Here is an 11,055-nt window from a genome sequence, read left to right as displayed (position 1 = left end):
GAGATAGCCAAAACTAAGATTGACTATGCAAAACAGTTTATTGGCTTGCGCACTGAACAATATAAATTGCTCTTAAATCCGGCCATGGACAGGACAAACTACCCTAGCCCAGTCGAAAACTACTTATTATTTGATATGCAAAAAGATCCACTTGAAACAAGTAATATTTATACCCAGCAACCCCTTATCGCCGCTCAAATGGTCAAGGCTCTGCAAACTGAATTTAATGACATTGTTGCTCAAGACAAGAGTTTTGCCACACCAGTTTTTAACATAGGCCCTGAGCCAATATCGGTGATCAATGCCTTTGCTCCCTCTGCTACTAGTGGCAATACCAAAAGTGCAGCGCATTTTTTGAGTGGCATGAGTCAAAAAGATGACAGCGCAATATTTGCCATAGAGGTAGTCAAAGCGGGTAAGTACCAAGTCTATATCGAACAATTAAATACCGATGCAGCGGGTCTAGTAGCTCAAGTATCTATTGGTAAAAATACGTTAACAAAAGAATTTAATGGTGAGCTCATACAAGATTTTGGCCTCGTTGATTCACCGGATGGTAGCTTGCAACTTGAGCTAAGTATACTGGGTAATAACAGCATTAAACCTTGGGCTCAGGTGAGTAAATTAAAACGCATTTATTTAGTGAAGGCTGATGCTGCAGTGGCTCCTGATGCTCTCAAACTATTTAGTGCAAACTTGCCTCAATAAAACCACGCTTACGGCCTAGGTTGCTGATGTAGGTTGTGTCTCACTCACAGTGAAGACAGTTTAAACCTGTTAAATTGGATTTCACTGGCTCAATATTGTGAGTGACTCAATTGGTGGTACTATCCATTAAAACATCGCTTGGATCCCAAAGTGCCACGACTATTCCTCTGTATATTGATAGTAAGCTGCTTGAGCAGTTCTGTTTATGCGCAAAACAAACCAGATGATTTTACTAATGTTGCCACGTTAACCAGCAACATTGAGGTAGAACTGCGCTATTTAGGTAGTGATAATTTTGTGGGTAAACAGATAGAGGGTTACCAAGCGAACAAATGTTATATGCAGAGCAACGCAGCCATAGCATTGGCAAAACTAGCTGATGACATAGTACAGCATGGCTATAAACTAAAAGTTTACGATTGTTATCGACCGCAACGGGCAGTTAGCCATTTTATGCGTTGGGCTGCCGATCTTAGTGATACACGTACCAAGGATCAGTATTATCCTGACTTAGAAAAACATCAGTTAATCAATGAATATATCGCTGAAAAGTCTGGTCATAGCCGTGGAAGTACTCTCGATGTAGGTTTGTTGTCACAGGATGAAAATGGACTGTGGCAAGAACTGGATATGGGTTCGCCCTTTGATTTTTTTGGCCCAATATCCAATGTCGGCAGCTCCTTAATCAATCAAAGCCAACAACAAAACCGCCAAATATTACTCGACTTAATGCAACAGCAAAATTTCAATGTTTACCCCATGGAATGGTGGCATTTCACCCACCAGCCACCGGCATATATCGATACTTATTTTGATTTTGTGATCGAGTGAGCTTGTTTAGAAAAGCACTGTAAATTCAACACAAAAAAATACCGGCGGCCAGCCGGTATTTTACATTCTATAAACTCGATTTAGTTAACTACTGACCAAAACCTGCCGGTACCGCACTCGCTTTAATGCCGTTAGGGCCGTTGACTATCTCATTACCTCGAGTGGTTAATTCCACAGTATCTTCTGAGGTCGACATATCCAAGCCTTTGGTGGCTTCGCCATTGCCCTTCCATGACCACGCCATCCAACCATAAGGTACAACCCCAAAACCATGTAGTTTAGCATTGGCTAGTACTTCGGCAGTAAAACCACCTTCTGCGTAATCCAGCGTCCAGGCATCGGCGTCACTTTCTTCGGTAAAACTCATGTTAAGTAAAGTATCTAACTCAACCGGGATCAAACCTTCTTGTTCGGCACGGATATAGTCAATGGTTATCGGCTCAGCATGGCTTGAAGTGATGCCGCCAAATTGTAAACCTAGGGCTTTTAGCTCACCAAAGCTGCTCCAGTCGACGTTTTCAAACACTATTTCGTTCCACGCACCTGGTGTGAACGCGTCAGCGCTAACATCATTGGTTTGTCCCCATGCCCAACTATCACCATGTTTGGTATAGACTTTAAAATAGATGCCACTTTCTGCAGCATAGTCTTGCGGTAAAAACAGCTTCACTTTAAAAGTCACTGGTTTGCTGGTGTCAATATTAATGTCGGCTGCACTGGCAGTAATGGCGAATTGGTCACTCAAACCCCAGTCTTGCGTCACGATCAAGTTATCATCATCAGTACTCAACACCGTACCTGCCGTCCAGTCTTTTGCCCAACCTTGGGTTTCGCCGACAAAATCTGCGCTATAGACCACCAGTTGACCAAGTTGCGCGCCGCCACCATCCATTGATTGGCCTTCTTCTAATATGGCCACGTAATCAACTAAGATTGGATCTCCATGAGCAGTCGTCACCCCACCAAACTGAATACCGAGTTTTTTTAAGGCACCAAAGCTAGTCCAGTCTACCCCTTCAAAAGTAATTTCGTTCCATTCGCCAGGGGTGATATCAGCAAAACCTTTATCACTGGTTTGTCCCCACGCCCATGAATCACCATGATTGACGTAGATCTTAAAATAAATACCGCTTTCGTTGGCGTAATCGGCTGGGATAAAAATATTCATTTTAGCGGTAAGTAAACCACTGGTATCAATATCGGTATTACCACCACCAACAAACACCGCAAACTGATCGCCTTGGGTCCAGTCTTGGGTGATCACCAAGTTATCACTGTCCACACTCACACTGGTGCCGCCAGTCCAATCTTTACCCCAACCTTCGGCGTCACCCACAAACTTAGCGTGGTAACTCGGTGGCGCAGCGCCTCCTAGCGATTGTCCAGCACCTAATACAGTGACTGAATCAAGTAACAAAGGCTCAGTTTTGGCAGTCGTGATACCACCCAACTGAATACCGAGTACCTGAATAGCACCGGCAGCGGTAAAATCCACATTTTCAAAAGTAATGTCGTTCCATTCGCCTACGGCAATATCGCTATAAGACTTTTGACCGGTATCAACCCAAGCCCAGCCGTCTCCATGTTGGATAAAAAACTTGAAGAAAAAGTTAGTTTCACCTGCATATTCAGCCGGAATAAAGACTTTGGCGCTGATAGTCAGCGGCGCACTGGTATCCAAGTTAGCGACACCACCGCCTACTGTCATGGCGAGTTGGTTGTTACTTGTCCAATCTTGACTTATAGCCAGTGCCGTATCACGAGTTTCAATGGTGCCACCCGTCCAAGCCACTGCCCAGCCCTCTTTCTCAGCACTGAACTCAGCTAAGTACATAGGCGGAGTCACCCCACCGGATTGCAATTTTAGGTTATCCAGTTTGATATCACCTACATAGTTAACCGCTTTACCGTTGGCCATGATCTCTAAACCGATTTTACTGACATCAGCAATGTCAAAACCTTCGTCGGCATAACCAGCAAGATCACTCATTGAATCAATCGCATAAGTGATATGGGTCCAAGCATTACCTTTTAAGTCACTATCGTTGGCTTGCAATACGCCAAAACTGGCATAACGATCTGATCCATCGCGCAAGTACATTTGCACACCTAAATGGCCCTCTTCGACATAACGTACCGGCGTATAAATATCAGCACTAAGCGTTACGCCCTGCATATCCATGGGTGTTTCAAGGTTAAAGCTATAGGCACTTTTATCTTCAGTTGTGACCCAAGGTAGGTTAAATACGAGGGCCTTATCACCTACCCCTTTGGTGATCAGATCAGCATGATCAATCGAGGTAGCACCAAATACTCCAGAGCCACCAAATTCACCAATAATAAAAGGTACACCGGTTTTTGACAGCAAATCGGTAGCCGAGACTATCTTATTGCTCGAATTCCACTGGGCGCCATAAGCATGCACCGACAATACGATGTTAGATTCGACGTCAGCCGCTTGTAACTCTAATGCACGGTCGGCTAAAAAAGCGTTGTAATCCTGACCACAATGGGGTGCATCAATCACTAAAGGCACACGAAAACCTATGGATCTAAATTCACGAATAATGGCTTTGTACACATCAATATATTCGGCATAACCCACACTGTTGGCGTCCCATACATTCATGGGACCCCATTCGTTGGCAATATTGATCATCAGGTGTGGCTGGTATTTATCTTTAACGAGCACATCAATCCAGCGGTCGAACCACAATTCCTGAGTGTATTTTTCAATAAACTCTGAGCTTTCGGTGCAGGTGATTTCGCCCTCTCCTTCCCACAACATGGGCATGGCTATCATGCCGTTGGCAACAATTCGATCAAGTGCTGCCTCAAGTTGCTCGGCCGTGGTACTGGCCCGTAGTTGTAATCTGACTACGTTTGCTCCCGTTTCTTTAATGGCGGCAATACCCGCAATGCGTACTTCGGGGTTATCACCATATTGCAGGTTAACCCCACGCAATAAGATGGCATTAGTGGAGGCATCAAATATCTGGGTACTGCTAGTGGCGATCACCGCAGCGTTTTCAGAAGGTGAAGGACGATTAGGTAATTCAACCGGCGGCTCTGGTATCAAGGTATCGATATCAGCATCTTTATCTAATAACTCAGAACTACCGCAGCCGGCCAATATCAAACCAGCCATCACTAAGGGTAGATAACCAAGCTGTTTACTTATTTTTGAGCGTTTACTCATACTATTTTTCATAATTTTCTCTCTTTACAGCGGTTCTGCTGCTTACTCACATTTGGGTTAAAAATTCAGGCTCAAAAGCCCATATTAAAAACTAAGCGACATACCTAAGGTGTAACGCCGCTCTTGTACCCAAAGTGATTGAAATTGATTTTCAAACTGTGCATAAGATTTACGATCTTGCGATGTCAGGTTAGTGCCACTTAAGGAGAAACTGACATGCTCATTGACCCAATAATTAATCTGCGCATCCAAATACCCCACGGCTTCATTCCAGTTACCCAAATTGAGCGGTACACCGTTGGTATTTAGACCAACTCGGCCAATATACTCTTCACTACGCCAGTTGTAGGCGATACGCATATTCAAGCCATCTTTGTCGTACCACAGTATGGTATTTGACTGATGTTTAGAGTTAGAAGGTAAAGGCAGTGCATTGCCCTCAATATCAATATCCGGTGATTCACTGTCCGAATAGGTGTAGTTAAATTCAACACCTAAGGCGCTTAAGAAAGAATTTTCAAAGAAGGTAAAGGGCTGTTTGTAACCAATTTCAAAACCCATTAAATCAGAAGCATCAACATTACCCGTGGTCCATACGTTAACGCTTCTACCACGATTAATGCCATCAGCGTCAGCAAAGTTACGTTGTTCTTGATAACTGGCCACGGCACTTTCAACATCAATTAAAAACATGCCCATGCCTAGGATTGCGTTTTCAGCAAAGTACCATTCGAGCGAGCCATTATACACAGTGGCGCGCCAGGGTTTCATGTCTGGATTACCGTTGTCACTGCCACCACCTGAACACCCCACCAGCGCATCACGTAACTGACCACTGCCATCACGTACTTTCACCGGCAAACCATCGGCCGCGGTTTTAACACACTGCTGATACCACAACACCAAACCCGAACCGAGATTTTCAAGGTTATTACGAGTCATGTTTTTAGATGCGCCCATACGCACTATCACCTCATCGCTGGGGAAAAAGTTGAGATTGAGCGAAGGCAATACATCAGTAAATGATCGATCAATGGTTTCGGTATCCGAAACAAAGGCGATTTTTTGCCAAGGCTGCGACCCTGCCCCCACTGAGTTGTTACGATCCAGTACCGATGGGATCACGGCTTTAGTAATCTCTCGCTCGGTTTTTACGACCCGTAAACCAAAGTCACCTTGTACTGGTATGCCCAAAAACAGCTCATCATCAGCAAAGTTGGCTTGTAAAAATGCGGAAGTAGAGGTTTCTTTTACCGCATAGGTATAACCAGGATCTTCGATAGTTTTAGTGCCGGGATAAAGCGTATTTAAAAAGTCTAAAGGGCTATCCCAGTTATTGGGGTCAAGTGACGACACTCCGTTTTCAAAACCTTTAATTGGTCCAAAATCGGTAAATACGTCGGTGTCTCGTACGCCAAAACCGTTATCAACATAATCATCTTGGGCACGTAAATTGGCATCTTCGAGGGCAAAATTAAAGTCACGCCATTCAGGGTATTTTTGCCATATTTCGTTACCTGGTAGCAATTTATAACGTTTATCTTCTGGTACGGTTAAATCATTCCAGGTCGAATAACGTGCGGTCGGCGTAGCATAATAAAACTTGGTGTGATCCGCAGTACGTACACCACGGCGCACGCCGCCATCCACAGATTGAATAAAATTGTTGCTATCAAAATGATAAGTCACATCGGCGCGTAATACATCCAAGTCGGCTTCGGTATTCGTACCATCCCCAAAACCTTGATACTTACGCAAAAAGGACGCTTTAGACAAATCATTGGCAATGGGGTCATAGGAGAACGTAGGTACATCACCGCGGTAATCGACTATGACGTCATACACGGTAATAGGATCATGACCATTAATGCCATCTTCATCGACCCATAACCAGGCGGGTGTGCCTTGTTTTAACTGGGCGGTACGATATTGTTTTTCAGCATGAGCATAAACATAACGAATTGACGCTTCTATATTGTCGTGGTTATCGTAATCCAATTGAATATTGGTATTCAGTGCCGCGGTATGGTTGATGGTATTACTGGACGTGGTTTCAAAATCTCGCGAATTAATATGCGCAACCTGCACGGAATGTATGGTTTTAGTTTGGGTATTACCATCAGCATCCACATAATTGATAGTAGCCCCTTCTGAGGTAACAGTGCCGTCTTTTACTAATACATTGTATAAATCGCCAGGCTCCTGAGGGCCATTATTAATGGAGATAGAATTGATACTCGAGGCACCATTAAAGTTAATGTTTACCCCACGATCATACTGATCCATTTTGGTATAAAACACATCACCACTTAACTTGAGGTTATCGCTTAATTGAGCTTCAACACTAAAGGCCCCGCCTTTGCGTTGGCGCTCCATAAAGTTACTACGTACACCAAAATTGGCCGGCACCATATACCAGTCATTAACGAGGTCTCCGTCATTATCAAGATCAAGTGGGTCGCCCGGCTGTCCACCTTGTGAGCCTAAAAAAGCCAGACGGTTATCGTCCCACATTTGGTAGTTAGCCGCATTTGACTCAGATTCAAAATATCCAGCCGTAAAACCAAACTTACCGTCATTGTTATAGCCAACAAAGACATTCACACTGGGGTCGATACGTGTTGTCACCGTTCTGTCACTGTGCACTTCTCTGTCGGTCAGATCACCCTGCGAACCTTCAATACGCAGGTTGCCCGTCCAGCCTTCTTTCAGCGTTAAGGCATTAGCAGTTTTCAAGTCAACCAAACCAGAAATACCGCCAGATAAGGCCTTAGCATTGATGGATTTGTATACATCCACACCGGTGATCATACTGGCAGGGATATCACCATAATTGGCGCCCACATCGGTGATGGTCCATGGACTTAAAAACTGTTCACCGTTAAGTGTGGTTAATACCTGAGGCATACCCCGTATATTCAACGATGTCGCTTCATTGGCTTCACGTTTAACCTGAACCCCAGAGATACGCGACAAGGAATCGGCGATAGTGGCATCAGGCAATTTGCCGATATCTTCTGCCACTATGGAGTCAACAATAGTCGCCGCTTCGCGTTTTAAATCAATAGCCGCCGCTTGTGAACTTCGGATGCCTTTGACCTCAATTACCTCGGTCAATTCTTCCGTTGTTACAGAATCAACATCGTTTGCTTGTGCCCATACCGTACCCTGCATGAGCGCGCAACTCACCGCCAGAGTTAGGGTTTTAAGCTGGGTACTAAATCTACTCTTTTTCAACATTAGGAAGGGTCCCTGTTTTCATTTTAAGCTACAATCACACAAATGTTACCGGTTACAACATTAACTAAAAAAATAGTGAGACCGACACATACAATTTAACAAAAAGTTTACAGTAACCGGTTTCATATTTACAACAGCAAAAAGTGAATATTTAATAATTAATCACAGAAATTTAGTTATCTTATTGTTTTAGATAATAAAAATTATATTTATAAGTGCCAAATTAGCATTAAAAGGCAAGCTGATGCTCACCCAATACTGTTAACTTTAATGGATGGGGCTTAAACGCAGGAAATATACCGATACTGTTTTAGTGAATTTTGTTTAGCTATTTGATTTATATATTAAATAAAAACCTTCGGCTCCTACAATCCAGAGTTCTGGTTTAATAAGTTCAATGTGTCCAAAAACGCATATGGAATGTTTATTATCTGCACATCAAAACAAAATCGGACAATTGATTTTGTCTAAACTTAAGGGCATGCTAAAACAAATCTGTAACCGGTTACCGCTTTATTAAGGCGTTTAGTCGCAAATTTTAATGACAAACCAACAATATTTTCAACGCCAGACCAAAGTTATAAATTCTCTGGTAGTTGAAGTCCGCACTCATTAGGATACCCAAAATGATAATTACCAAATTCAGGCTATGGGCGAACATCGCTATTATCGCTCTGTTAAACAGTTGTGGCGGCAGTAACACTGCTACACCAAATAGTAACGACATTGAACAACATGAGCCAAACATGCAAACCAGTTTAAAACTTGCCGCGATATTTACAGATCATATGGTGCTACAGCGTAACAAAGCCATTGTGATTTGGGGACAAGCCTCTGTCGATGCAACAGTCAAAGTCAGCTTACTTAAAGGCCAGCAAAATCTCAGCACTCAAGAAACCCAAGCTGATGAGCTAGGTCAATGGCAGCTAAGTTTACCCGCGCAAACTGCCGGAGGGCCTTTTGAACTGCGTGTAAGTCAAGCTGACAATACTGTGCATATACAAGACGTACTTGTTGGTGATGTATGGCTGGCTTCAGGCCAATCTAATATGGAATGGAAATTGAGTTGGCAGGTGGATAATTGGCAACAAGAAGTCGCCGACAGTAGCAATGGCAATATTCGTTTTTTTGAACTTGAAAAATCCTATAACGCCCAGCCACAAAGTCATATTCCCAGTTCAGGCTGGAAAATAGCCAGCCCCGCCACCAGCAGTGAATTTTCTGCCGTCGCTTGGCATTTTGCTAAACGTTATCAACAACATACTGGCATTCCAGTCGCCATTATCGACAGTACGTGGGGGGGCACTCCAGCCGAAGCGTGGACCTCAACTACAGCCTTACAGACCATTAAGGGTTATGAGAAAGATGCCACGGATATGCTGCAAAATGCCCAACAATGGCAAGATGAATTTAACCATAATGATCAACTAGAACAACAAAAATGGCAGATGCTCGATAGCCCCGACGCCTATGCAGATGGCGAGATCCTCAAAGCAGATTTTGATGACAGCCCATGGACACCAACAAACTTGCCAACAGATGAAAACACACCATTAAGTCACATAGTGTGGGCGAGAAAACATCTGCAACTGAGCACTAAAGCACAAAAGGTTAAAATTAATATTGGTGAATTGAATCAAATAGGCCGTGTATTTATCAATGGCCAACAGGTTTATAAAGAAGGTTGGCAAGATACCACTCAAGAACTCGAAGTACCTGCTGATGTGCTGCAATTAGGTGACAATATTATTGTTATTCGGGCTGTTAACAGCTGGGATAACAGAGTACTCATCGGCAAAAAAGATCATTTTTATTTACAGCTCGACGATACAAAACTCGACTTAAGTGGTCAGTGGCAAGTATCTAATGACATTGAACCCAAAATCCCCGATGTCAAATTTTATAACTGGAAATCCGGCGTGTTGTTTAACGCCATGATCCACCCTGTCATTAACTATCCCATCAGCGGTGTTATCTGGTATCAGGGTGAAAACAATGTGGGTGCTAATACCCTATATAGCGACTTGTTTAAAGGCTTGATCAACGATTGGCGTGTTCAGTGGCAGGAGCCTGCTTTACCCTTTTTGTTTGTGCAACTTGCCAGTTACCTCAAACAACAAGACCAACCTATTAATAGTGATTGGGCCTTATTACGCGAAGCCCAAGCCTCTGCCCTCACTCTACCTAACACCGGCATGGCCGTTACCATTGATATTGGCGATGCCGACGATATTCACCCACGTAATAAAGCCGATGTGGGCGAACGTTTATGGCGCGCGGCTCAACATATCGTGCTCAACGAAGACATCCCCTACTCTGGTCCAAGCATCAAAAACGTTGAGGCTAAGATCGTTGCAGGCAAAAATGTCTTAGTCGTCGCTTACGAACATGTGCATGGTGGCCTTAACATCAAAGGTGATGAATTACGCGGTTTTGCGATTGCGGGTAGTAATGGCAAGTTTGTTAACGCCCAGGCTGTCATTGCTGGCGATACTGTCATAGTCAGCTCAGCTAAGGTCAAACAACCACAGTCGCTACGTTATGCTTGGGCCGATAACAGTCCAGCAAACCTTTACAATTCGGCGAATTTACCGGCTGTACCCTTTCGCTATTCTTTTGACCAATAGCACTTCATTCAGCCAATGTTTTTTATTAAAGGCAACTTACACGTTGCCTTTTTTACAAACATTGCAAGGCTAAAACAAGGGAACTTATCGCGGTATTAAAAATCCATTATGAATTAACAATCCAGTTTGCTGTTTGCGTCGTATTAGATAGAAACGGGCTGTTACAACAATTAAGTAAGGACTATGTGTTGATAATATTTTTTTGCCAAGTATTTACTATATGATCACATACAGAGTAACACATTGAATCATTTCGTGGATCACCTTCACCGTCTAACCAAGTTGCCAACACAGCTATGCAGTATCAAACACTAATGTTTAATTCAGGCTTAATCAAAACTGTCATTTTCGCCGGTATATTAACGTTATCTGGCTGTGTTTCTATGCAATTTAAAGATTTGTTTTCTGGTTATGCACAGCAGATGACGAAGGTGCGCAGTGCCCAGTTAG

The 11,055-nt window shown here is 43.4% G+C and carries 4 protein-coding genes and 1 pseudogene; 3 read left to right on the top strand and 2 right to left on the bottom strand.

Annotated features, from left to right (window positions below):
* Both AX660_RS23340 and AX660_RS16865 read left to right on the top strand, forming a co-directional pair.
* Nucleotides 1-708 (top strand): annotated as a pseudogene (locus tag AX660_RS23340) (sulfatase); the annotation flags it as partial.
* A gap of 189 nt (nucleotides 709-897) precedes the next feature.
* Complete coding sequence (locus AX660_RS16865) at nucleotides 898-1,539, top strand: M15 family metallopeptidase (RefSeq protein WP_201027460.1); 642 nt, start codon at nucleotides 898-900, stop codon at nucleotides 1,537-1,539.
* 88 nt (nucleotides 1,540-1,627) lie between these two features.
* Here AX660_RS16865 and AX660_RS16860 read toward each other — a convergent pair whose 3' ends face one another.
* Both AX660_RS16860 and AX660_RS16855 read right to left on the bottom strand, forming a co-directional pair.
* Nucleotides 1,628-4,750 carry a cellulase family glycosylhydrolase gene (locus AX660_RS16860; protein ID WP_068379295.1) on the bottom strand — a complete coding sequence of 1,041 codons (3,123 nt, stop codon included), beginning with the start codon at nucleotides 4,748-4,750 and terminating at the stop codon, nucleotides 1,628-1,630.
* 72 nt (nucleotides 4,751-4,822) lie between these two features.
* A complete protein-coding gene (locus AX660_RS16855; protein ID WP_068379292.1) occupies nucleotides 4,823-7,978 on the bottom strand; it encodes a TonB-dependent receptor in 3,156 nt (1,051 codons plus the stop codon).
* Nucleotides 7,979-8,604: 626 nt separating this feature from the next.
* Here AX660_RS16855 and AX660_RS16850 point away from each other — a divergent pair.
* Nucleotides 8,605-10,605: a sialate O-acetylesterase gene (locus tag AX660_RS16850; RefSeq protein ID WP_082768972.1), complete on the top strand. Its 2,001-nt coding sequence runs from the start codon at nucleotides 8,605-8,607 to the stop codon at nucleotides 10,603-10,605.
* The last annotated feature ends 450 nt before the right edge of the window (nucleotides 10,606-11,055 follow it).

The sequence above is a fragment of the Paraglaciecola hydrolytica genome (genome assembly GCF_001565895.1).
Lineage (GTDB): Bacteria > Pseudomonadota > Gammaproteobacteria > Enterobacterales > Alteromonadaceae > Paraglaciecola > Paraglaciecola hydrolytica.
The sequence above is the reverse complement of the archived record's forward strand: the minus strand, read 5'-3'. Positions and strand labels throughout refer to the sequence as shown.

Coding starts and splice junctions, on each gene's coding strand:
- AX660_RS16860 (WP_068379295.1), bottom strand. CDS start 4,750: ATGAAAAATAGTATGAGTAAACGCTCAAAAATAAGTAAACAGCTTGGT.
- AX660_RS16855 (WP_068379292.1), bottom strand. CDS start 7,978: ATGTTGAAAAAGAGTAGATTTAGTACCCAGCTTAAAACCCTAACTCTG.
- AX660_RS16850 (WP_082768972.1), top strand. CDS start 8,605: ATGATAATTACCAAATTCAGGCTATGGGCGAACATCGCTATTATCGCT.